Source organism: Neorhizobium sp. S3-V5DH (assembly GCF_004343065.1).
GTDB lineage: Bacteria > Pseudomonadota > Alphaproteobacteria > Rhizobiales > Rhizobiaceae > Neorhizobium > Neorhizobium huautlense.
Map to the genome: position 1 here is coordinate 65,261 of NZ_SMCL01000018.1, position 23,336 is coordinate 88,596.

At 60.6% G+C, this 23,336-nt stretch carries 20 protein-coding genes; 11 read left to right on the plus strand and 9 right to left on the minus strand.

Going from position 1 to position 23,336, the window contains the following annotated elements; translation table 11 throughout:
- Window positions 1-160 precede the first annotated feature (160 nt).
- The 4 genes from EDE09_RS21115 to EDE09_RS21130 all read left to right on the plus strand — a co-directional run bounded on the left by EDE09_RS21115 (window position 161) and on the right by EDE09_RS21130 (window position 6,099).
- On the plus strand, window positions 161-1,225 hold the full coding sequence (locus tag EDE09_RS21115; protein ID WP_132412787.1) for an extracellular solute-binding protein: 1,065 nt from the start codon (window positions 161-163) through the stop codon (window positions 1,223-1,225).
- Between the two features lie 72 nt (window positions 1,226-1,297).
- Window positions 1,298-3,064 carry an iron ABC transporter permease gene (locus tag EDE09_RS21120; protein ID WP_245505214.1) on the plus strand — a complete coding sequence of 589 codons (1,767 nt, stop codon included), beginning with the start codon at window positions 1,298-1,300 and terminating at the stop codon, window positions 3,062-3,064.
- Between the two features lie 78 nt (window positions 3,065-3,142).
- On the plus strand, window positions 3,143-4,237 hold the full coding sequence (locus EDE09_RS21125; RefSeq protein ID WP_112801283.1) for an ABC transporter ATP-binding protein: 1,095 nt from the start codon (window positions 3,143-3,145) through the stop codon (window positions 4,235-4,237).
- Between the two features lie 455 nt (window positions 4,238-4,692).
- Entirely contained in the window at window positions 4,693-6,099 is a 1,407-nt protein-coding gene (locus EDE09_RS21130; RefSeq protein WP_112801336.1) for an aminomethyltransferase family protein, read from the plus strand.
- A gap of 72 nt (window positions 6,100-6,171) precedes the next feature.
- On the opposite strand, the gene EDE09_RS21135 is transcribed toward EDE09_RS21130, so the two are convergent.
- The 3 genes from EDE09_RS21135 to EDE09_RS21145 all read right to left on the minus strand — a co-directional run bounded on the left by EDE09_RS21135 (window position 6,172) and on the right by EDE09_RS21145 (window position 9,438).
- Complete coding sequence (locus EDE09_RS21135; RefSeq protein ID WP_105370120.1) at window positions 6,172-6,357, minus strand: hypothetical protein; 186 nt, start codon at window positions 6,355-6,357, stop codon at window positions 6,172-6,174.
- A gap of 495 nt (window positions 6,358-6,852) precedes the next feature.
- Window positions 6,853-8,295, minus strand: coding sequence for a M81 family metallopeptidase (locus tag EDE09_RS21140; RefSeq protein ID WP_112798528.1), 1,443 nt, complete (start codon window positions 8,293-8,295; stop codon window positions 6,853-6,855).
- Between the two features lie 9 nt (window positions 8,296-8,304).
- The gene (locus EDE09_RS21145; protein ID WP_112798526.1) at window positions 8,305-9,438 is read right to left on the minus strand and encodes an ROK family transcriptional regulator; all 1,134 of its coding nucleotides are present in this window, start codon (window positions 9,436-9,438) and stop codon (window positions 8,305-8,307) included.
- Window positions 9,439-9,580: 142 nt separating this feature from the next.
- Here EDE09_RS21145 and EDE09_RS21150 point away from each other — a divergent pair, with 142 nt between their 5' ends.
- The 5 genes from EDE09_RS21150 to EDE09_RS21170 all read left to right on the plus strand — a co-directional run bounded on the left by EDE09_RS21150 (window position 9,581) and on the right by EDE09_RS21170 (window position 14,666).
- Window positions 9,581-11,116, plus strand: coding sequence for an ABC transporter substrate-binding protein (locus EDE09_RS21150; protein WP_112798524.1), 1,536 nt, complete (start codon window positions 9,581-9,583; stop codon window positions 11,114-11,116).
- Between the two features lie 65 nt (window positions 11,117-11,181).
- Window positions 11,182-12,102: an ABC transporter permease gene (locus EDE09_RS21155; RefSeq protein WP_105370116.1), complete on the plus strand. Its 921-nt coding sequence runs from the start codon at window positions 11,182-11,184 to the stop codon at window positions 12,100-12,102.
- Complete coding sequence (locus EDE09_RS21160; RefSeq protein WP_112798522.1) at window positions 12,102-12,968, plus strand: ABC transporter permease; 867 nt, start codon at window positions 12,102-12,104, stop codon at window positions 12,966-12,968. Before EDE09_RS21155 ends, EDE09_RS21160 begins: the two co-directional genes overlap by 1 nt.
- Before the next feature lie 2 nt (window positions 12,969-12,970).
- Window positions 12,971-13,939 carry an ROK family protein gene (locus EDE09_RS21165; RefSeq protein WP_132412797.1) on the plus strand — a complete coding sequence of 323 codons (969 nt, stop codon included), beginning with the start codon at window positions 12,971-12,973 and terminating at the stop codon, window positions 13,937-13,939.
- A 1-nt stretch (window position 13,940) separates the two neighbouring features.
- Window positions 13,941-14,666 (plus strand): copper homeostasis protein CutC, encoded by a 726-nt coding sequence (locus EDE09_RS21170; protein ID WP_112798518.1) that lies wholly within the window; start codon window positions 13,941-13,943, stop codon window positions 14,664-14,666.
- A gap of 27 nt (window positions 14,667-14,693) precedes the next feature.
- On the opposite strand, the gene EDE09_RS21175 is transcribed toward EDE09_RS21170, so the two are convergent.
- The 4 genes from EDE09_RS21175 to EDE09_RS21190 all read right to left on the minus strand — a co-directional run bounded on the left by EDE09_RS21175 (window position 14,694) and on the right by EDE09_RS21190 (window position 18,013).
- Window positions 14,694-15,335, minus strand: coding sequence for a helix-turn-helix domain-containing protein (locus EDE09_RS21175; RefSeq protein ID WP_112798517.1), 642 nt, complete (start codon window positions 15,333-15,335; stop codon window positions 14,694-14,696).
- 114 nt (window positions 15,336-15,449) lie between these two features.
- A complete protein-coding gene (locus EDE09_RS21180; protein WP_132412789.1) occupies window positions 15,450-15,818 on the minus strand; it encodes a response regulator transcription factor in 369 nt (122 codons plus the stop codon).
- A 70-nt stretch (window positions 15,819-15,888) separates the two neighbouring features.
- Window positions 15,889-16,521 (minus strand): response regulator FixJ, encoded by a 633-nt coding sequence (fixJ, locus tag EDE09_RS21185; RefSeq protein WP_132412791.1) that lies wholly within the window; start codon window positions 16,519-16,521, stop codon window positions 15,889-15,891.
- Window positions 16,508-18,013, minus strand: a complete 1,506-nt coding sequence (locus EDE09_RS21190; protein ID WP_280952507.1) for a PAS domain S-box protein — start codon at window positions 18,011-18,013, stop codon at window positions 16,508-16,510. The genes fixJ and EDE09_RS21190 overlap by 14 nt, the downstream gene beginning before the upstream one ends.
- A 358-nt stretch (window positions 18,014-18,371) precedes the next feature.
- Here EDE09_RS21190 and EDE09_RS21195 point away from each other — a divergent pair, with 358 nt between their 5' ends.
- Window positions 18,372-20,555 carry an EAL domain-containing protein gene (locus EDE09_RS21195; protein WP_112798513.1) on the plus strand — a complete coding sequence of 728 codons (2,184 nt, stop codon included), beginning with the start codon at window positions 18,372-18,374 and terminating at the stop codon, window positions 20,553-20,555.
- Between the two features lie 182 nt (window positions 20,556-20,737).
- Entirely contained in the window at window positions 20,738-21,340 is a 603-nt protein-coding gene (locus EDE09_RS21200) for a response regulator (protein WP_112798511.1), read from the plus strand.
- A gap of 14 nt (window positions 21,341-21,354) precedes the next feature.
- Here the strand turns inward: EDE09_RS21200 and EDE09_RS21205 are convergent, their stop codons facing one another.
- Window positions 21,355-21,840 (minus strand): MgtC/SapB family protein, encoded by a 486-nt coding sequence (locus EDE09_RS21205; RefSeq protein WP_105370106.1) that lies wholly within the window; start codon window positions 21,838-21,840, stop codon window positions 21,355-21,357.
- An 88-nt stretch (window positions 21,841-21,928) separates the two neighbouring features.
- On the minus strand, window positions 21,929-23,185 hold the full coding sequence (locus EDE09_RS21210) for an AGE family epimerase/isomerase (RefSeq protein WP_112798509.1): 1,257 nt from the start codon (window positions 23,183-23,185) through the stop codon (window positions 21,929-21,931).
- Between the last annotated feature and the right edge of the window lie 151 nt (window positions 23,186-23,336).

The following is a 23,336-nucleotide window of genomic DNA, read 5'->3' on the forward strand; positions in this document are numbered from 1 at the left end:
AAAGTCGATGTCGGAAGAATAAGGCGGTGCCGGTCGGGAAAACGGCGCCACCAAAGCGGAGAAGGAGAGGGCGGCGATCGAGCCGCGTATAGTTCGGTGTCGAGAGCAGGGCGCGGCCCTGCGATTGCGCTCAGTCGTCAGTTCCAGGGAGGAGAGACACGTGACGAGCAACAGATCGATGACGGCGGCGGCCATTCGGCAATGGTCGAGGCGATGTTTTCTGACGGCCGCAGGCGGAATCGCGGTCGCAGCGGCGGTGTGGCAGCCGGTGCAGGCGCAGGATGCCGAGTGGGACAAGGTGGTCGGGGCGGCCAAAAAAGAAGGTACGGTCGTCCTTTACACCGCGCTTGTCGGGCAGCCGAGCACCAAGAAGATCGCCGAAGCCTTCACCGAGGAATATGGAATTGCCGTCGAGGTTCTGGAAGCTCGCGCCAGCGAAATCCGTGAGCGCGTGCGCGTCGAGCAGGCTGCGGGTCGCTTTGCCGCGGACGTGATGTTCACCAGCGAAGGGCAGACGCGGCTCTATGATGCGGAGGACAAGTCCATCGATCCGCTCCCCGTGACGCCGAATTCTCAGAAGATCAAACCGCAGTTCAAGCTACAGGTGCCGATGGCTTCGGTCATGACCATCCCCTACGGCATCATGGTCAATACCGGGCTCGTCAAGCCGGCCGATGAACCGAAGAGCTGGAAGGATCTCGCCGATCCGAAATGGCAGGGAAAGATTCTCGCCGACGATCCCCGCGCAATCGGAGCCGGTTACCTGTGGTTCTTTTCAACCTATGACCGGATCGGCGAAGATTACCTCAAGAAGGTCGCCGGACAGAAGCTCGTCTTTACCCGCGACCAGCGGGAATCCCAGCGCCGTACGGCGCGTGGCGAATATTCGATCTATATGCCCGTTATCCTGACGGACATGTCCGACTTGAAGGGGCTGCCGGTCAAGTTCATCATACCGGAAGAGGGCGTCGGTTATGTCCTTTACGGCAACGTCCTTTTGAAGAAGGCGCCCCATCCGAACGCTGCCAAGCTTTACCTTGATTTCCTTCAGGGGCCGACTGCGCAGAAGATCTATGCCAGCCTCGGTTACGGTCCGGTGATCGACGGAGTGACCGAGGGATTGCCTGCAGACATCAAGGCGATCTCGGAGGCCAAGCTCTACGGCACGAGCGACTCGCGCCGGCAGAACGAGATGCTCGCCAAGGCAAAAGAAATCTTCAAGTGACGGTGTCGCGCCGTTGCCGCGATATGAGCGGCAAGGGCGCGATATCCAATGCCGTGGAGCCACGAGGACCGCATGACCATAATTCATAATCGCTCGCTCGATGATATTGCCGAGACCGGCCCCACGCTTGGCGGCAACGCCGTTACCCGCGCTTTTTCCGGCGGCTCGATCGGGCGATTGATCGGCATGCTGGCGCTGATCGCCATACTGGGCTTCCTGACGATCTATCCCTTGGCCATGCTGCTTTACGGCAGCCTCCATTCGACTCCGCCGGGCCTTGCGGGTGAGTTCAACCTCAACGGCTATCGCGCCATCATGACGACCCAGAATTTTCTGGTCCTGATCAACACGGTCGGCATCTCGCTGGCCAAGACCGTTCCCTCGCTTACGATCGCGGTGTTTCTGGCCTGGATTATCGCTCGCACCGACACGCCCTTCCGCGGCACCCTAGAAGTGTTGATCACGCTGCCCTTCTTCATCCCGCCGATCCTGACGGCGATGGCCTGGGGCATGCTTGGCAATCCGCAGGTTGGCGTCATCAACCTCGTCTGGCGTTCGATCAGCGGCTCGACGGATCCGCTCGTCAACGTCTATTCCTATGGCGGCGTCGTCTGGCACATGTGCCAGTATTCTATCCCGTTCCTGTTCCTCTTCACCGTCGACGCCTTCCGGACCATGGATCCTTCGCTGGAGGAATCGAGCCGGATGTGCGGCGCCTCGCGGTGGACGACATTCCGCAAGATCACGCTGCTGCTGATGCTGCCGGTGCTGACGAGCTCTTTTATGCTGAGCTTCATTCGCGGCATCGAATCCTTCGAATCGCCGCTGTTTTTCGGACTTCCCGCCGGCATCAAGGTGATCACCACCGACATCTACGAGTCGATCAACCACCGCGCCACGCCTGACTATCAATATGCCACGTCGCTGTCCTTCGCGATCATGGGGCTGATGTTCCTGCTGGTCATCTGGCAATGGGCGCTGCTGCGCGGCAAGAGTTTCCAGACCGTCACCGGAAAGGGGTTTCGGCCGAACGTGATGGAACTCGGCCCCTGGCGCTGGGTGACCTTCGGCTTCTGCGTGCTGTTCTTCATCATCACCGTGGTCCTGCCGGTCGGCCAGCTTCTGCTCGGCTCGTTCTTCCGGTTCTTCGGTTTTTACACCTACGAGATGCTGACGCTCGAGCATTACAGAGCGGTCTTTTCCAATTCGGAATTCTGGCGGGCGGTGCGCAATACAATGATGCTGGGGCTGCTTGGCGCCACCGCCACCATGGCGCTTGGCGCAGTGGTCGCCTATGTCTCGGTCCGCACCCGATGGCGCGGCCGCAGCCTGATCGACGGCATGGCCTGGCTGCCGTGGATGATGCCCGGCATGGTGCTCGGCGTGGGGTTCCTATGGGCCTTCGCCATGCTGCCGGGGCCGATCCCGATCTATGGGACGGTGTGGGCGCTCCTGCTCGCCTATCTGGCGCTCGGCACGCCGGTCGCCGTGCGCGTGATGACCGGGGCCTACCACCAGCTTTCCTACGACCTCGAGGAATGTTCCCGTGTCCATGGCGCGAGCTGGTTCCAGACCATGTGGCGCATCATGGTGGCGCTGGCATGGCCGGCGTTTGCGGTCGGCTGGGTGCTGACCTTTTTCGGCATCATGAGGGAGCTGTCGGCGTCGATCCTGCTCTATTCGGTCGGTTCCGAAACGCTTGCCGTCGTGCTCCTCAAGCTCTGGGCGAACGGCAACGCCGAGCAGGTGAGCGTCATCGGCCTGATGATGATGCTGCTCGTCATTCTGTTCCGCTGGGTGCAGCTCCGATTCATCAAGGCGCGCATCAGCAAGCTTTAGGGCCAGGGATTTTGCCCCCTTGGCAGGCCGGTTTTCAGTTGGCGGACAGAGCTGTCCGCACCGAAAGGAAGAAAAAGTATGGCTTCGGTAACCCTTGAGAATGTGACCCGCATGTACGGCGCAGTCACGGCCGTGGATCAGGTGAACCTGAGGGTCAAAAGCGGTGAATTCGTCACGCTGCTCGGCCCGTCCGGCTGCGGCAAGACGACGACGCTGCGCATGGTGGCGGGACTGGAGAAGAACACCGGTGGGCGCATCAGCATCGGCGACAATGTGGTGTCGGATGCGGACAAGGGCTATTTCGTTCCCTCCGAACGGCGCAGGCTCGGCATGGTTTTCCAGTCCTATGCGATCTGGCCGCATATGACGGTGTTCGACAATGTCGCCTATCCGTTGCGCATCCGTCGCCGGACCGACAAGGAGATCCAGGACCGGGTGATGAATGCGTTGCGCCTCGTCGAGATGGAGCAATATGCCGAACGCCCGTCGCCGGCACTATCGGGCGGTCAGCAACAGCGCGTGGCGATCGCGCGCGCCCTGGTGTTCGAGCCTGAGGTGCTGCTGCTTGACGAGCCGCTGTCGAACCTCGATGCGCGGCTGCGCACGCAGATGGGCGACGAATTCCGCCAGCTCCAGCAGCGCCTCAAGATCACGACCCTTTACGTCACGCATGACCAGTCGGAGGCCATGGCGCTTTCCGATCGGGTCGTCGTGATGCATGGCGGCAAGATCCTGCAGGTCGGCGCACCGGAGGACATTTACCGGCGGCCGGAAAGCCGGCAGGTTGCGGCATTCTTCGGTACGCCGAACCTCCTGCAGGCGAAGGTCAGGAATTGCCGCCCGAACGGCGGCCAGTATTACAAGCTGGACGTCGAAGGGAGGGGATGGTCGGGCGAATGTCACGCGGCCATCGAGATACCGGCGGGAGCGGACGTGACCGTTATGGTGAGGCCGGAAAACCTGCAACTCGGCGAGGCGGGAGCGGCAAATGGCGGTCTTTCCTGGGCAGGCGAGATCAGCCAGGCTATTTTTCGCGGGCCCCATCGTTCCGTCATGGTCAAGACCGCCGACCAGACGCTGCATATCGAAACGCCGTCGCTGGCCGATGTCGGCATCGGCCGTGCGGTGACGGTAGCCGCGCCCTCGGACGCCGCCTGGGCTGTCCGCAGCTAAGCAGGCTCTCTCTTATCAATGGATACGAGGACAGCGGTCCTCCAACCGTGACCTGCGTCTTTGGCACGCCACGCGATTTCGTCTGCCGTGAACGGTGACGCGTTGCACGAGGACGAGCGCCGTCCGTCGCAGCCTTGCTTTGTATACATAATTGGCTTGATAAGGTCATTATCGGAAAAAATCCGCGCGGAATGTCAGCTTTCTGATTCATTCGTGTATGCATTGTCGTCTATTTATTGTTGTGTATGCCGAATCCTTGTTCTATGAATCTTGGAACCGGGGGGCGGACGAAGCTTTCGCCGTTGGCGACAGTCGCGGAGCGAGACCGGCCGGCGAGAGGAGAATGGCGGGAGGAGAACCGCGGCCCCTCACATGCATTGGCAATCTTGACCTGTTCGGTCGCTCCTTCCTTCGGTGCGGACGGCCTAATCGGGGAGCAACAGAGGGAAAGGTTTATGACAAAGAATCTGACGCAGGTCCTGAAGGAAAAGGGAAATCCGGTCGAGATGCTGCGCAATTCGCGCATCGGCATGTATATCTATCCGGTCGTCGCGCCCGAGTTTTCCAACTGGCGGACGGAACAGGTCGCGTGGCGCGAGTCGGCCGTTCTCTTTGATCAGTCGCACCACATGGACGAATTGATCGTTGAGGGCCCGGACGCGGCAAAATTTCTCGAAAGCCTCGCGATCAACAGCTTTGCGAATTTCGGCACCAATCGCGCCAAGCACTACGTGCCGGTCACGCCGGCGGGGTATGTCATCGGCGACATGATCATCTTTCGGGAGCGGGAAGACAAGTTCGTGCTCGTCGGCCGGGCGCCGACCGCCAACTGGTTGCGCTACAACGCCTCGCTCGGCAAGCATGATGTGAAGCTTACCCATGACCCGCGCTCGCCTTCGCGTCCCGATGGCAAGGAGGTCAACCGGGTTCACTACCGTTTCCAGATCCAGGGACCGGATGCGCCGAAGATCTTCGAGAAAATGAACGGAGGTCCGATCCCCGACATCAAGTTCTTTCATGTCGACTGGATCAATGTCGGCAACCGGAAGGTTCAGGCGCTGCGCCACGGCATGGCCGGTGCCCCGGGTCTCGAGATATGGGGGCCCTACGCGGAAAAGGACGAGGTACGCGAGATCGTGGTTCAGGCCGCGAAAGATGCAGGCGTCGACCTCTATCTTGTAGGCGCGCGTGCCTATTCCACCAATACGCTGGAATCCGGCTGGATCCCGTCGCCTCTTCCGGCAATCTATACCGGGCCTGAACTGCAGGGATACCGCGACTGGCTGACGGAGGACAGCTACGAAGCCATGGGTTCGATCGGCGGCAGCCTCGTTTCCGATAACATCGAGGACTATTACGTCACCCCTTACGAACTCGGCTACGGCATCTATATCAAGTTCGACCACGACTTTGTCGGGCGCGAGGCGCTGGAAAAGATGAAGGGCAAGCCGCATCGCAAGAAGGTCACCTTCGAATGGAACGCCGAAGATGTCATGAAAGTCATCGCATCGAGCTTCGTTCCGGGCGAGCAGGCCTACAAGTGGATCGACCTGCCGCAGCCGAACTACGCATCCTCCAGCGCCGACAGGATCATGCATGGCGACAAAGTTGTCGGCATGTCGATGTTCAACGGCTACAGCTACAACGAACGCTGCATGCTCTCGCTCGGTGTCGTCGATGCGGACATCCAGGAAGGCGACGTGCTGACACTCATCTGGGGTGAGCCGAACGGGGGGACGGGCAAGACCTCGATCGAGAAGGGGCACAAGCAGGCCGAAATCCGCGTGCGTGTCTCCCCGACGCCTTATGCGCGGGAAGCCCGCGAGAACTACGCCGAAAGCTGGCGCACGAAGAGAAGCTGATTTCTAGTGACAAAATGTGAAGCGGCGACCTCCGGTCGCCGCTTTTCGTATTCCGGCCCGACGGACCGTCACCTAACGCTGTTTGGCGCCGGCGCTCTTGCCGTCGGAACTCTTCGAACGTTCCTCGAAACGATCCTTACCCTTTGGGAGATCGGAGCCTTTTTGGGCTTCGACCTTCTTTTCTTCCTTCCGAGTGCTCTGCTTCAGCCCACGGGCCGATTCACGACCCTTTTCGGTCGGTGCCTGTTCGATACCCATCCTGCTTCCTCCTGCATCCTCATGGGATCCAATGAAACACGCGGGAGCGGCCTCTTGTTCCTGACCCCGGCGTCAGCCAGCTTTGCCGGCAAGCACCTTTGGCCGCGCGGATAAAAATCCGGCGCGGTTCGGTTTTTGTGGGAATGGGGCAGGCGGGGTATTCGGGTATTGGGTATTCAGGTTTCCACCTGCCCCGACCGTCTCAGTGGTTTCCGGGGATTTCCCAGCCCCCTTCGACCACTTCATCGACCATCATCGGGAACCGGACTTTGCAAGACCGTGGATGCGACCGGTTCGCGAACCCGGTTTCCCATCCGATGACGGGAAGGATTATGCGGGTGGTGCGGGATGCGGGGACGAAGTGGGGAAAAGAAGATTGCTAAGTATTTGAATTAAAATATGAAAACTTTCCAGCGGGACGAGATTTTTCCTCACCCGCCGTCCGTCTTCGGGAGGCAATCCTGCCGCCGGAGCGGCGGTTGGCTTGTGCAGTCCTCACCGTCCCGCCGAACGCGCCGACAAAAACACCTGCGGCTCGTAGGCGAAATCCCTGTCGAAGGGATAGGTCGGGCGCTGCTTGCGGTGGCGCTCCAGCCGTTCGACGAACTGGTCGACAACGCCCGGCGAGAGTGCCATCAGGTTAGGATTGGCGATCGGCGCCAATTCCGGCGAGAGATAACCGGATTTTACGACGATGATCTTGGCCTTCTTCGGATCCAGGCCGAGACGGGTGAAGTCGGCAATGTTGTGATAGGGCCGGCGCTTCGCTGACAGCACCAGATCGATGCCGCCGATTGCAACCACCGCCTGGCGATCGGCAAGGTCGGTCGTTTCGTGCAGGAATTTCACCTTGACCCTGGCCTGTACCGGTTTGCTGCCGATCGTATCGAGCGAGGCGCCGACGGAAAGATCGAGTTCCGCGCCGACGCCGGCGGCGTAGCAGGCCTCGGCCGCGGCCTTGTCGGCAATGCCGGCGAACACAACGCCGGTGGCGCTCCTGGTGATCAGTTCGGCGAGCACCTCGGCCCGGTCGCCGACGCCACCGCCGGTCGGGTTGTCGCCGGATTCTGCAAGCACCACCGGAGCGGTCTTGCTGGCCACGGCCCTTGCGACGCATTCCTGAATCGAGCCGGTTTCGCAGCCGAAGACGAATTTTCCTCGCGCATTCCAGTAGGCCGCTGCGACGCGCCTGGCCTCGCGTTCCAGAACGGCGCGGTCCGTGCCGGTCAGGATCGCGGCCGCTGTGGCGCGCGGTTCGTCGGCCCAGACGTAGCCGACCATCAGCGAGGCGTCCCACACGCCGTCGATCGCATCGATTTCAGGCATCATCGCGTAAAGGCTCTTTGCCGGCTCGTCGACCGTGCTGGTGCGCTCGCCTGGCAGCAGAACCGGTATCGGTGCCCAGAGCAGTAGCGGCTTTACGCCGGTCTTCAGGCTTTCGACCAGCATCTTCACCGACCGGCGCATCGTCTCCTCGACATCGATATGGGGCGCGGTGCGATAGGTGGAATACATATCGAGCGCGTCGATGATGCGCTGGCTGACATTGCCGTGCAGGTCGTAGCTTGCAGAAACCGTGCAGTCGGGGCCGACGAGATCGCGTGCAGCGGTAATCCAGTCGCCTTCGGCGTCCTCCATGCCCTGGACATACATGGCGCCATGCATTGCCAGATAGAGGCCGTCCAAAGGCAGCAGCGGCTTCAGGCGCTCCAGGAATTCGGCCTTGAAACGCTCATATGTGGAGCGGGCGACCGGACCGCCCGCGATGGCCCGGCAATGGATAGTCGGCAGGAATTCGGCTTCATAGTCCTTGAGAAAGGCAAAATAGGGCGATGCCGTCAGCTCCTCGCCTCGCACGACGCGAAAGTCCTTCTCCTCGTTCAGGACGGGGTTGTAGGTGCTGCATTCGATATGGATGCCGCCGACAGCAATACGCATGGAAAAACCTCAACTCGTATGGGAACCGATCAGGAAATTATGGGCGGCAATGCTTGCCGCCCCGCGTGCCCAGACATCGCCGTCGACGCGCTTGATGCGGATGGGCGTCTGGCCGGCGTAACGCGGCAGAACATTGGTCTCGATCGCCTGGTTGACCACGGTGCCGAAAAGACCCTCGAACGAACCTTCCGTGTGCGTGATCAGGATGAGGCCGGGGTCGTTCATCTGGATGAGGTTGGCTATCGCAAGCCCGAGCGCCGAGCCGGCGCGGTGCAGGATGCGGATTGCCGCTGCATTGCCGGTCGAAGCTTCGTCTTCGATGTCCGACAGCGAAACGCATTCGAGCCCCTCGGCGCGCGACATTTCCTTGATCGCTTTCATCGAGGCGACAGTATCGAGGCAGCCGCGTTTGCCGCATCGGCAGGGGGCGCCGCCGGGCTCGATGGTGCAATGGGCAATTTCGCCTGCGCCGCCGTGATTGCCGCGATAGAGCCTGCCGTCGATGAAATGGGCGCAGCCGATGCCGTCGCCGAGCGAAACCACGCTGAAATTCTGGATTTCGCGGGCGCTGCCGAACAGTTTCTCGCTGACCGCGACTGCCTTCGCGTCGTTCTCGATAAAGGTTTCGATGCCGGAGCGTTCGCGGATGATTTTCGCGAGCGGTACATCCTGCCAGTTCAGAAGCGTCGACTGGACGCAATGGGCCTGGGTCTCATCAACGAAGCCCGAGAGCGCGACGCCGATGCCGGAGAGTTTTTCCTTCGCGTCCGGATGAGCTTCGAGAAGGCTCGGCAGCCCTTCCGAAATCGCCTCGGCAATGACCTTCGGGTCGCGCGACAGCGGCATTGCTTGACGGGCGATGATCTTGCCGTTGAGGTCGCTGAGGATCATCGGCGCCGGGTCTTCCAGCAGCGAAATGCCGACGAAGAAGGCGCATTCGGGATGCAGGTCGAGCAGTACCGAAGGCCGGCCCTGGCCGTAGATGATTTCTGTCTCGTGCAGCACGCCGAGATCGATCAGGTCGCGCGCAATGCCGCTCATCGCCGCTTTGCTCAATCCCAGCATCTGAGCCATCTCTGTCCGGCTGAGGGGGCCGGACTCGCTGATGGCGCGCAGCAGTTGGCGTTGCGAGGAAGTGAGCATGGCGGTCAAGCGGCTTCGGCCCCTATGGATTGTGCCTTGACACTAAGTTTAGAAAGTGAACAAATCAACGGTAATAAATTATAAAAGTGATCTAAGGGGCACAGCATGCCCTGACGTCAACAAAAAACAAGGGTGAACAATCATGGCCATGTTTCTGAAAAATCGTCGCTTTGTACTCGCCTCGGCGGTTGCGGGCGCTCTCATGTTTCCGATCGTTGCGGGCGCTGCGACGCTGAACGTGATGCAGACCGAAGCGCCGCGTTCCATGGATCCGGGCGACCAGACTGCCACCTACACAGCCGCTTTGCTCGATCCGATGTATGAGGGCCTGACCAAGCGGGATCCGGATCTTTCGCTCAAACCGGCGCTTGCCACCGAATGGTCCTCGGATGCTGCAGGTCTGGTGTGGACTTTCAAGCTGCGCCCGGGCGTCAAGTTCCATGATGGCACCCCCTTTGACGCCGATGCCGTGGTCAAGAACTTCACCCGCCACCTCGACACCAAACGCGGGCTTGCCGCGAGCGGCCGTCTGCGCACCTTTCTCGAAGGCGTGACTGCCGTCGATCCGATGACCGTGCAATTCAAGCTGAAGACCCAGTATCCGGCCTTCCTGGCGCTGCTTGCCACCGGTCCCTGCCTGATGGTGAGCCCTGCCGCGGAGACCGCGGGAACGATCGGCAGCAAAGCGGTGGGAACCGGTCCCTATAAACTCGCCGAATATAAATCCGGCGAATACGTGCTGCAGACCAAGAACACTGAATGGTGGGGTGGCGCGCCGAAGGGCGAAGACGAGATCAAGTGGACCTGGACGCCGGAGCCGTCGGTCATGAACATGGCGCTGCAGACAGGCGATGCCGATGTGGTCAATCCGTTCCCTGCGGCCTTTGCCCAGCAGATCAAGGCCAATCCGGACATGACGCTCAGCGCCACCGACGGTTCGGCGGTGTTCTGGGTTTCGCTGAACACCAAGATGAAGCCGCTCGACGATGTGCGCGTTCGTCAGGCACTGAACTACGCGACCGACCGCGAAGGGATCGTAAAGGCCTTCATGCAGGGTTTTGCGACGCCGGCCAACTCGCCGCTGGCGCCGGTGACGCCCGGCTACGACAAATCGCTCGCACCCTATAGCTATGACGTCGAGAAGGCGAAGCAGTTGTTGAAGGAGGCCGGCTACCCGGAAGGCTTCTCCATGTCGACCATCGTGCAGGAGCAGGAATCCCGCATCGGCGAGCTGCTGCAGGCCATGTGGGCGAAAGCCGGGGTCAAGCTCGAAGTGCGCAAGATGGAAGGCGGCGTCTGGTCCAAGGCGGCATTTCTCGACCCGGCTGGCAAGGAAAAAGACACTATCGGTTCCTCGATCGCCTCCTGGTCCTCAGGGGTGAACGGTGCGGATCTTCAATTCCGTCCTCTCTACCACTCGAAGAGCGCGTCACCGGCCGGCGCCAATCTCGGTTTCTTCTCCGATCCGAAGCTCGACGAGTTGATCGACAAGGCGGCTTCGACCCTCGATGAGAAAGCGCGCAACGCCATCTACGTGGATGCACAGAAGCTCGTGAATGAACAGGCACCGCATGTGCTTCTCTTCACGAAGCAGGATCTTTTTGCGACGCGGGCAGGCGTCAAGGGCACCTGGGTCATTCCGGGCGGCCTGATCATCGTCAAAGACGCCAGGAAATAACTGAGGTGCGGGCGGGCAAGGAGATTCGCCCGCCACTCCTTTAGATGAATTGACCGAGCGAGCGGATGAAAGCCTATATCGCCAAGAAGCTGCTGGCCTTGCCGTTGATCCTCATCGGGGTATCCCTTCTGGTCTTTGTCGCCATACGCGCGCTGCCCGGCGATCCTGCACGGCTGATGGCGGGGCCGGAAGCGACCCAGGAAGCCGTGGACAACATGACTCGCCGGCTCGGTCTCGACCGCAGCCTGCCGGAGCAATATGCCTCCTTTGCCTATGGAGCCGTGAGAGGCGATCTCGGGATCTCCATCAAGTCCAAGCTGCCGGTGGTCGACGAGATTGCCGAGCGTTTGCCGTTTACGCTTGGACTTGCAATCACCGCTTATCTCCTGGCGATCGGCATCGGCGTGCCGGCCGGCATGATTGCCGCGATCTACCGTCACGGCTGGCCTGATCAGATCGTCATGATCCTTGCCATTGCCGGCGCGTCGATCGCCAATTTCTGGCTGGCGCTGATGGCGATGAACACGTTCTCCGTCCAGCTCGGCTGGCTGCCGCTGCTCGGCGCCTCTTCATGGAGGAGCTTCATTCTTCCCTCGATCACGCTCGCCGTGCTGCCGACCGCCGTCATTGCCCGCATGACCCGCTCCAGCATGATCGAGGTCATGTCTCAGGACTATATCCGCACCGCCTACGCGAAAGGCGTCGCTCCCCAGACGATCTACTGGAGCCACGCGCTGCGCAACGCGCTGATCCCGATCATCACCATCGTCGGCCTCAATTTCGGCAGTCTCGTCGGTGGCGCAGTCGTCACCGAATCCGTCTTCAACTGGCCGGGTATCGGTCGTTTCCTTGTCGATGCCGTCCGTTATCGGGATTATCCGGTCATCCAGGGCGTGACGCTCGTCGCCGTGACCGGCGTGGTCGTCATGAACCTGCTCGCGGAACTTCTGATCGCGGTTCTCAACCCGAAGATAAGGTTCGACTGATGGCGTCGATCGAAACGGAGATTGCACCGCGCCGCCGGGCGTTATCGCGGGCTTTGCGCTGGATGGCGGTCCACCGCAGCATCGCTCTCGGCGGTTTCCTCGTCGGCCTGATCGTGCTTGCCGCAATCCTTGCGCCGCTGATCGCTTCCGTCGACCCTTATGCGCAGGACCTGCTTGCGACCATGGAGCCACCCTCCTGGGCACATCCGTTCGGGACGGACGACAACGGCCGCGACATATTTGCCCGCGTCCTCTATGGAGCGCGTATTTCGTTGCTCGAGGTGGTGCTCAGCGTCGGCCTGGCGGTGATCGTTGGCGTGCCGCTCGGCATTTTGTCGGGCATGAGCGGCCGTTATGTCGACCAGGCGGTCATGTGGGTCATGGACATTCTATTCGCCTTTCCGGGCATCGTGCTTGCAATCCTGATCGTCAGCGTGCTCGGCAGCAGCCTGATCAACCTTCTGATCGCCATTGCCATCTTCTCCGTGCCGGTCTACGCCCGGCTCAGCCGGAACCTCACGCTTGGGCTGAAGAGCATGGACTATGTCGAAGCTGCGATCTCGCTCGGGATTTCGCGCCGCCGCATCATGACCCATTATATCCTGCGCAATGCGATCGGGCCGATCATCGTCCAGTCGACGCTGACGGCCGGAACCGTCATCCTTTCTGCCGCGAGCCTTTCCTTCCTTGGCCTCGGGGCGCAGCCGCCGCTTCCCGAATGGGGCGCGATGATGAGCGACGGCCGGAATTATCTCGGCCTCAATATCTACATGTCGCTGTTTCCCGGCCTCGCAATCATGATCACGGTGCTTGGCTTCAACATCCTCGGTGACGGACTGCGCGATCTGCTGGATCCGCGCAAATGAGTATGATCGCGGCGGAATCTGAATGGGCGGATAGGCGGGGGTCGGGAAAGCCGGTCTTCTGCGCCGATGTCGGCGGTTCGTTCATGAAGTTTGCCGTGTCGCCGGCGCCGGGTGCGTTGGTGCCATTGGAGAAGGTAGCGACGCCCGCTGCAAACTGGGGTGACCTGGCTGCTTCGCTGTCGGCGCTGATCGAGCGTCACCAAGGTGCAGGTGATCCGGAATCGCCTCTGGCATTGTCGATCGCCGGTCTCGTCGACCCCCGTGATGGCAGGGCCACATCGGCGAACATTCCCTGCATAACCGGAAGACGGCTCGTTGACGAACTGTCGGTCATGCTTGGCCGGCGGGTGCTGGCGGCCAACGACGCCGACTGCCTGACATTGGCGGAAGCCAATGAGGGGGCAGGGCGGGGGCATTCGGTCGTCTTCTGCGCCATCATGGGCACCGGGATCGGTGGTGGACTGGCGATCGATGGCCGTCTGGTGCGGGGTGCCGGCGGCGTGACCGGCGAATGGGGGCATGGCCCGATCCTCAACACGACGGTCGAGCTCTACGGCGAAACGCTGCATGTGCCGCGGTTTCCCTGTGGCTGCGGTCAATCCGGCTGCGTCGATACGATTGGTGGGGCTCGCGGCATCGAACGGCTGCACGATTTCCTGCATGGCTGCGAAGAGACCAGCCACGATATCCTCGGAAGCTGGCAGGCGGGCGAGGCGCGGGCGGTCAAAACGGTGGCGGTTTATCTCGAACTTCTCGCCGATCCGCTGGCGCTGGCGGTCAACGTCACGGGTGCGTCGATCGTGCCGGTCGGGGGCGGCCTTGCATCAGTGATACCGCTAATCGATGCGCTGGATCAGGCCGTGCGCAGGCGCATTCTCAATCGCTTCGGTCACCCCCTGGTGACGCCGGCGCTTCGGCAGGATGACGGCGGACTGGTGGGTGCCGCCGTGCTCGGCCATCAGGGAGGTTGATGTGGGTATTCTCCTCGAAGTCTGTGTCGACAGCCCGCAGAGCCTAGCCGCCGCGATCGCCGGAGGCGCGGACCGGGTCGAACTCTGCTCGGCGCTCGATGTCAGCGGATTGACCCCTACGCCAGGCCTCCTGACGCTTGCGGCAAAAGCGCCGATTCCGGTCTATGCAATGATACGACCGCGTGCCGGAGACTTCGTCTTCGGCGCCGACGACGAAACGGCAATGCTGGCCGATATCGATGCAGTGCGCGCCGCTGGCCTGGCGGGCGTCGTGCTCGGAGCAAGCCGTCCCGACGACACGCTCGACCTGGCTCTCCTAACGCGGTTGACGGATCATGCAACGGGTCTTGGGGTCACCCTGCATCGGGCTTTCGACCTGGTGCCGAATGCCGACGAGGCGCTTGAGCAGGCCGTCGAACTGGGCGTGGAACGCGTCCTGACATCGGGCCTCGAGGTTAGCGCGCCCAATGGCCTCGATCGGCTTGGCAGACTGGTGGAACAGGCGAAGGGACGTCTGTCGATCATGCCAGGCAGCGGCATCAACCTAATGAATGCCGAGCAGATCGTGCGGCAGACCGGAGCCCGCGAGATTCATAGTTCCTGCCGCCGACCGATTGACGGCGTTAGCCCAAAAGCCATTGCTTTCGGCTTCCAGGCTTCCGCCTCCTACGCGACCGACAGCGGGATCGTCCGCAGCATGCGCGCCATGCTGGACGAGATCGGTTGAGCCGCTGGTCTGGAAGTGAGGCCTAATCTATGCGCAGAGGCTGCGGAGCGCGTCGGGCCTCTTGAATTCGACGCGGCGAGTGCTCTTCAGCCTGATGAACCCGCCCGAACGAAGCTTCGCGAATACCCGCGACACCGTTTCTATCGTCAGACCGAGATGGTCGGCGATGTCCAGCCGGCTCATCGGCAGATCGAAATGTTCGAGGTCGCCCTGGCGGTTTGCCATGTCGATCAGGAAGCTGGCGATCCGTTCGACCGCGGTCTGTCGACCGATCATCATGATGTGTTCCTGGGCACGCAGCATCCCGCGCAATGCCAGGCTGAGAAGTTCGGGCGAGGCTTCGTCGTTGGCAGGGCGGGTCATGGCGCGCAGCCCCGTTTGCGTGATGGCTTCCGCGAAGAAACTGTGGGTCCGGTCTGCATCATAGCCGAAGGTCTCTCCAGCCAGGTAGAAGGCGATGATCTGCCGTCTTCCGTCCGACAGCAGCCTGTGGACGCGTACCGCGCCGAATTCGACCTGATAGAACGTACCAGCCCTGCTGCCCGGAGCGTAGATTTCCGCGCCTGCCGTAAAGCCCACGACGGGATATGGCCTGCAAAAGCCGGCAGTCTTGGGAGAGTTTGCCGTCGATCCGGGTTGCCTTTGATTGTGGGCGGCGGCGGTTTGCATACTGCATTCTCCCGTTCTGAGGTTTCAGGATGCCTCAAGACGGACCAGTGAAAAATTCGGTTCTCTCACTAGGGGGATGTACGTAGCCGCGGGGTAACGAAAGGATTGGGGATATCAGTCTACCGTCTCGAGGCTTCTTACGAGCCGCAGCAGATCGGCGCCCTCGAAGGGTTTTGTGAGGATGAGACCGTCATCGTTTACGGCAGGATATACGCCATCGGTGAGGAGGATGACGGTCTGGCCCAAATCGCGCAGGTACCGCCTCGCATCCTCGCGGCTCCGCAACAGGTTGTCGTCGATGATCATGCAGAGGGTTGGGGTGATCGGAATATACGCCTTGCGCCACGTATCGAGGGCTTCGACCCGATATCCCTCCACCTCGAGCGCAAACGTCAACGATTGCCGGAGGCCGAGATCCGGTTCGATGATGACGATGTTTCTCAACGATGAGTGCACCAGACTATCCGCAAGCTTGGATGGCAAATTACCTCCGACATCCGGTTCCTAGCGCCTTCAGGGCAGGTCCGCTTTGCGCTGGATCAAGAAATGAAAATTAATTATCCGCTTCACCGAGGGGCGAGCCGGCGGCAATGGCCATGCGAACGAGCTGTGGCAGGCTCCTTGCTTTCATCTTTGCCATGACGTTTGCCCGATGCACCTCGACCGTTCGAGGGCTGATGTCGAGATCATATGCGATCGATTTGTTCGGCTGGCCGGCGACCACTGCCGCCAATACCTGCCGCTCCCGATCGCTCAAGCTCTTAAGGCGGCTCCTGACTTCGTCCATATCGCCGGGATCGGCGGTTTTCTCCCGGAATTGAGCCGCGGCACGTTCTATCGCTTCAATGATGACCGTATCTTCGAAGGGCTTTTCTATGAAATCCACGGCGCCGGCTTTCATCGCTTCCACGGCCAGGGGTACGTCGCCGTGGCCGGTGATCACGATGGCCGGGACATTTGTACGTCCTGTCACGAGTTTACGGATCAGCTCAACGCCGGTCATGTCCGGCATGCGCAGATCCGTTATCAAGACGCCGTTGCGGATGCTGGGTGCGAACTGCAGGAAGGACGACGCCGTTTCATGGATACGCACGGCAAAGCCGTTCATCGTCAGCATGAATGCAAGAGATTTCCTGACCGGCTCCTCGTCGTCGACGATATGAACCGTATAGTCACCTGTCTGCATTCTCGCTGTCCCCCTTGTAGATCGGAAGCGTGAAGCGGAACGTCGCTCCTCCCGCCGGATTGCTCGATACGATCATATCGCCGCCATGGGCTTCCACAATACGCTTCGAGATAGAGAGGCCTATCCCCATCCCGCCCGGTTTGGTGGTGACGAAGGGCCTGAATAGCTGTTCGGCAATTTCACCCGGAATGCCTGGTCCCGTGTCGCGTACGGTGATCATCATGAGGTTGTTGCTCTCGGGTTCGGTGCGGATGACCAATTCGCGCCGTTCACTCTCGCTCATGGCCTCGATCGCGTTGCGCATCAGATTCGTCAAAACCTGCTGGATCTGAATACGGTCGGCCACCACTATTTCTGGACCGGGTGCGAATTCGAAGACCACCCTGACGCCTTTCTCGCGTGAACCGACCAATGCCAGCGCTCCGGCCTCCTCGACCAGCCGGCGAATGTTCTCAGGCGCCTTTTCCGTCTCTCCCTTGGTGACGAACTCTCTGAGGTGCTTGATGATCTGGCCGGCCCTGAGCGATTGTCTGGCCGTTTCCTCCAAGGCTTCGCGCATCCTCATCGCGATCGGCTCGTCGACGTCGCGCAGCAGGCGCGCGCAGCCATGCACGTAGTTGGAGATTGCCGAGAGTGGCTGGTTCAGCTCGTGGGCGAGCGTCGAAGCCATTTCTCCCATTTCGTTAAGGCGGGCGAGCCGGGCCAGTTCCCCCTGAATTTCCTGAAGGCGGGCGGCATATTCCTCCCGCTCCGTCAGATCGCGCACAAAACCGGTGAAAAAGACTTCTCCATCGGACTGGGTTTCGGCAACGGCGAGCTTCATCGGAAACGTGGAGCCGTCCTTGCGGCGCCCGACGACGACCCGATCGATTCCGATGATCCGCCTTTCGCCGGTCGACAGATACCGGGCGAGATATCCGTCATGCTCGCGGTGATAGGGCTCCGGCATCAATATACGAAGGTTTTGCCCGATCGCCTCCTCTTCGGTGTAGCCGAACTGTCGGACGGCCGCCGCATTGAAGGACACGATCGTCCCGTCCTTGGTGCTGACGATGCTGGCGTCGAGCACCGTATCGAGCACGGAGCGCAGATGCGCTTCGCGCGAATCCGCCCTGGCCTGGACCTTCTCGATGGTCTTGCGCGCGGAATGAAGAATCTCGCCGACAAGCGCGATCGCAACCCCCACGATTCCGATGGCGGCCATTTCCGAAAGGGTCGGTCCGCGTGGGGTAAATTCCTTGATGACGTAGACGGCCAGGACGGAAAGGGCGACCGAGAAGATCGATGCCGGAATGCCGCCGATGACCGCGGCAATCAGAATGGGCGGAATGAAGAAAGTAAAGGTCGCCCGGTCATCGAGCAGGCCGTGCAGAGCAAGGCGCAAGACGAAGGCGGTCAACACACAGGCGACCGCGATGAAATAGATTTCTGCGGTAGAAAAGCGGTGGCTTAAAAAAGACTGGATGAGGCCATTCTTCCCGTCTGCGGCCATTCGCATGTCAACGGCGCCCGCCCGCCGCCGGTCTCTCACAGAAAGTCTCTGTTCGTTCATATGAAACCTGACAGGTTATCCAGAACATATATTAGCACGCCGAACGGCTGCGCGTCCAACCGCGGAACCGAGGACAAACATGTGATACACATGCTTTTTCCTGCATTCCTGCGCCAGTGGACGGCGTGCTTGCAGCGGGCCATTGCGAGCCCGGCGGCCGAATAATCGATGAAAGTGGTCGCAGCTAGAAAAATCCGAGTCTTCTTCGGAAATCCTGCATTTTCGAGGTTCGTTGTTATCGCTTTTCTAATTCATGAATGCCTATGTTGCGGCTCCACAGCCCTTTTGCGGAGGAGAGATGTCTAACGCCGATAGCATGGACATTGCGGAGCGCAGACGGCTCGATGTTCTGGATCGCTACCGGATCGCGGGCACTGCCTCGGAAAATCGCTTCGACCGGATATGCCGCTTTGCGTCGGAGCTTTTTTCCACCCGCATGGCCTTTGTGACGCTGATCGAAGAGGATCGGCAGTGGTTCAAGTCCTGCGCCGGCTACGAGTTCGAGCAGACCCTCCGATCGGAATCCTTCTGCCAGCATACAATCACCACGCATGATGTTCTGGTCGTCCCGGATGCAAGGCTCGATCCGCGTTTTTCGGGCCTGCCGATCGTGACGAGCAAGCCATTCATCCGCTTTTACGCCGGAGCGCCCTTGACCACGCCGGACGGATGGCGGATCGGGGCTCTTTGCATCGCAGATACCAAGGCCCGAGCAAACTTCTCGGAACGCGAGAGAAAGGCACTGGCCGGCCTGGCATCGATGGTGATGGAGCATATCGAGCTGCGCCGCGAGGGAATACCTCAGGCCACGGCGGCGAAGTTTGCAGATTCCACCGATCTTTCTCTGATTACCGCCGATCCGAAGGGCCGCATTGAGTTCGTGAACCAGGCTGCGCTCGACATGTTCGGCTATGAACGCGACGAGATGATTGGGAATCCGCTCGATCTTATCGTTCCGGAACGTTTTCGGGCCGCTCACAATGCCGGCTTTGCGCGCGTCATTTCGGGCGGCAATTCCAACCTCCGCGGCAAAACGGTCGAGATTTCGGCACGGCGAAAGGATGGCGAGGAATTTCCGATCGAACTGGCCCTGTCTATCTGGCGCGACGAACAAGGGGTCGGTGTCGGTGCCATCATCAAGGACATATCGGAGCGGCGGGACCGCGACATGCGGCTTCTGAGGCTCGCCAGCCAGGATACTCTGACGGGGCTTTGCAACAGGCCCCGCTTCGAGGATCTGCTGCGCGAAGAGCTCGGGCAGGGCAGACCGCTTGCGGTTTTGCTCTTCGACCTGGACGGCTTCAAGGATGTCAACGACCGGCTGGGCCATGCCGTCGGAGATTCCCTGTTGCAGGCGATCGGCGTCCGGCTGCCAGCGGTTCTCGACCGCCACGTCACGGTCTCCCGTTTCGGCGGCGACGAATTTGCCATACTCGTGCCGGGCACCGGTGATCCTCGCATCGCACAGGAAAATGCCAACACCGTAATCGAGGCGTTCAAGGCGCCTTTCGAGGTTGGCGGTCATACGCTGCGCGTCGGAGCAAGCGTGGGCTTCTCGCTTGCTCCGTCCCACGGATCCGACGCGGATGAGCTTATCGCAGGCGCTGATTTCGCCTTGTATCGCGCCAAGCAGGCCGGTGGGCGCGTTTCGCGAATGTTCGAGCCTTCGATGCGGAACGAGACGCTGGTTCGCCGCACGCTCAGAGATGGGTTGCTTCGCGCCTTGAACAGGCAGGAGCTCGTTTTGCACTATCAGCCGCAGGTGATCCTCGAAACGGGCGACGTGTTCGGCGTCGAAGCGCTGATCCGTTGGCGGCATCCCGAGCGCGGCCTGTTGTCGCCGGCGGCCTTCCTGCCTGCCCTGGAACAAAGTTCGATCGCCCTCGACGTCGGTTTCTGGGTGCTCGAGGAAGCCGCACGCCAGATGGCTGCCTGGAGACAGGTCGGCTACCCGCCGATCAAGATGGGCATCAATCTCTTTCCCGCGCAGGTGCGTGCGGGCGATTTGCCGCGTTTCGTGGAAAACCTGATCTCGCGCTACAATCTCGATCCGCATTTTCTGGAGATCGAGATCACCGAGACCGTCACGCTCAAGGATGACGATCAGTCGCTGGAAACGATCCAGGCCCTGCGGGAAATGGGGGTCGGCGTTGCCTTTGACGATTTCGGCACCGGTTACGCCTCGCTCGGATCGCTGCAGCGTTATCCCTTGACGACGTTGAAGATCGATCGGGGCTTTGTCCGCGACCTCCTGACCAAGCCGAAGGACGCAGCCATCACCCGCGCCCTCATCATGCTCAGCACCGAGCTTGGACTGCGGACGATCGCCGAGGGAATTGAAACACTGGAGCAGGAGAAAGCGCTGAGGCTGATGGGATGCGAGGCGGGGCAGGGTTTCCGTTATGGAAAGGCGATGCCGGCGGAGGCTGTTGCCCGTCTCATCGCCCGCCCGACGACCAACCAGCGCATGAGTATCTGGTGACCCGTCTTGCGTCCCTCGAGCGCGATGACTGTGCCAGAACCAAAGACAACGTGATGAAATCAGATATTTTTTAGATATTCATAATAATAGGTGTGATTTTGTTCGCCGGCATTTGATTTCAATTGTCAACGATCCCCGAACCTCTATAACCTCCCGGTACGTGTCAGCATCGGGGGCGGCCCATGTTCCGTTTGACGGAGCTTTTCAACATCGATCCGAAGCCGCGATCTTTCGCGCACGATCCACTGATGCCCGAGGTGGAGCTCCCATCCTCGACATCCTATCCGGTTGCGGGTCTCGATGGAGAACTGCCTCCGGTCGGCAAGGATGATCTGAGCAATCTTTCCGGTATGCAGGGCGGTGAAAAAGTACCGTCGGGCTCAACACCGGCAACCAATCCGGCTGTCGAAGGACCTGTCCCGGAGGGTCGGCAGATCACAGTGCTGTTTGTGGAGGACGAGGCGTTGATCCGTATCTCCGCCGCGGATTTTCTTCAGGACTCGGGCCTGACCGTCGTGGAGGCGGGATCAGCGAAGGAGGCGCTCGCTGCCGTCGACGACGACGTGCGGATCGATATTGCCGTGACCGATGTCCATCTGCCAGAAATGAGCGGACCGCAGCTCGTCCTGAAAATACGCGAGGTATTGCCGGATCTTCCCGTCGTATTTGCAACGGGCGATTCCGACGTTCCCGAGGCGGAGGGCTTGAGCAAAACGGCGCTTATCACCAAGCCCTACGACTATGAAGCACTGGCCTCCCTTATCCGCGGCATGGTTGCGCCGTGATAAGGCCGTCATCGTCAATCTTCCTTCATTCCGGCGGCGACCTCGGTCTTGCGCAGTAGCCAAAGGATGATGACGCCGGCGATCGTGGCACCGACTGCCACAAGCCACATGCCGAGGCCTGCACAAAGGCCGATTGCACCCGAGAGCCACATGCTGGCGCCGGTCGTCAACCCCTTCACGTCGCCACGCGTGTAGATGACGACTCCGGCCGCCAGGAAGGCTATGCCGGCGGTGATCGCTTCGATGAGGCGGATCGGATCGAACTGGACCGTGTTCGGTCGGTCGCCGAAATCGTGCATCAGCTGCAATCCCACGAGTGCGAAAACCGCTGCGGCTAAGCCGATCAGCATATTGGTTCGCAGTCCGGCAGGATTTTTCCTGAATTCTCTCTCCAGTCCAATGAGGCCACAGAGAATTGTCGCCCCCACCAGCCTCGCCAGAAGCACTTCAATCGCCACGGGGGCCTCGTGGGAAAACTCCTCGGCAAGGCTGCTCAGCATCGTTGATCGTCTTCCGAATGTTACGGTTTTGTGACTTTCGAAAAAACTGATCCGGGCGGGGATGGTTCCGTCACCTTGCGGGACGACGTCAGATAGGCCCCTTGGCTTCCGCAATCACCTTCGTCAGGCTGCCGGTGGCCGGGAACAGCGGGATGAGGCATGCCTGCAATGCGTGGTAGATATCGCCCTTACCCGGAAAGAGCGTGTGGGCCGGGATAAGATCTTCCGTCAGTTCTTCGTGCCAGCCGCCGTTCTCATGATCGAGGAAGCGGTTGGCGATCGTGCCCCAGATCAGGCGATAGCTGTCTTCGTAGAAGCGGTCTGCGGGAAGATGTTCATTGAGGAAATGGGCCGCGCCGGCACCTTCGCACATCGGCCACCAGAGCTTGTTGGTCTTGGCCGGATTGTCATTCCAGTCGAGCGTATAGAAAAAGCCGCCTTTCTCCCTGTCCCAGCCCAGTGACATGGACTGGACGAAGAGTGATTTTGCGGCATCCGGCATCCAGCCGTGCCGTTTGTCCCCCAGCACCCACAACTGGAGCAGGAGACGTGCCCATTCCAGCCAGTGCCCTGGCGTGGTGCCGGCCGGGCGGAACATCTCGTCGGGGTGGTAATAGGACTTGTCGATGGTCCATTCCTGGTCGAAATGCTCGGCGACGCGGAAGCCGACGCTGCCGGCCAGACGACAGATGACAAGATCCGCGATACTCTCCGCCTTGGCGAGATAGGTCTTCTCTCCGGTCGCCTCGTAGGCCGCCATCAGGGCCTCGGTAAGATGCATATTGGAGTTTTGCCCGCGATAGCCGCCGCCATCGATCGGCGACCAATCGCGATTGAATTCTTCCGCAATCGCACCGTGCGAGGCTTCCCAGAATTTCGTATCGAGAATTTCGCTGATATCCGCCAGCATCTTGTCTGCGAGCGGATGGCCGGCGACCTTGGCAGAGGATGCGGCGAGCAGGACGAAGGCGTGTCCGTAACCCTGTTTGGCGGCATCCACGGCGCCGTCGTCGTTGACCTGCCAGAAATAGCCGCCGTGCTCGCTGTCTCGATGCCGCTCCCAGAGGTAGCGCATGCCGTGATCGATGATCTCACCTGCGCCTGGACGGCCGAGCAGGTAGCCGATCGAAAAACAATGCACCATACGAGCGGATGCATGGATACCGCGGGTAGGATTGGCTCCGCCCAAGGGAAGGCCGGTGTCATCGAGGTCGAAAAAGCCGCCGGCTGGATTGACCGCACGGTACTGGAAGAAATCGAAAAGTCCGTCGGCCTGATCGAGCAGCCAACGGCGATGGTATGGAAGATTGTTCCATTTTTCTGCCGTCGCTCCGCCGTCGCTCATGCTGGTCTCCCTGATGCACTCGTCGTTTCTGACTGGAGGCTATAACGTCCCCGCAATAGTCTGTCATCGGCAAAACTTGGACAGAATGCGTCAACCGTGCTGGACTTCACATAAAGACATCTTTATATCATTAAGTCACCTGCTGCGATTT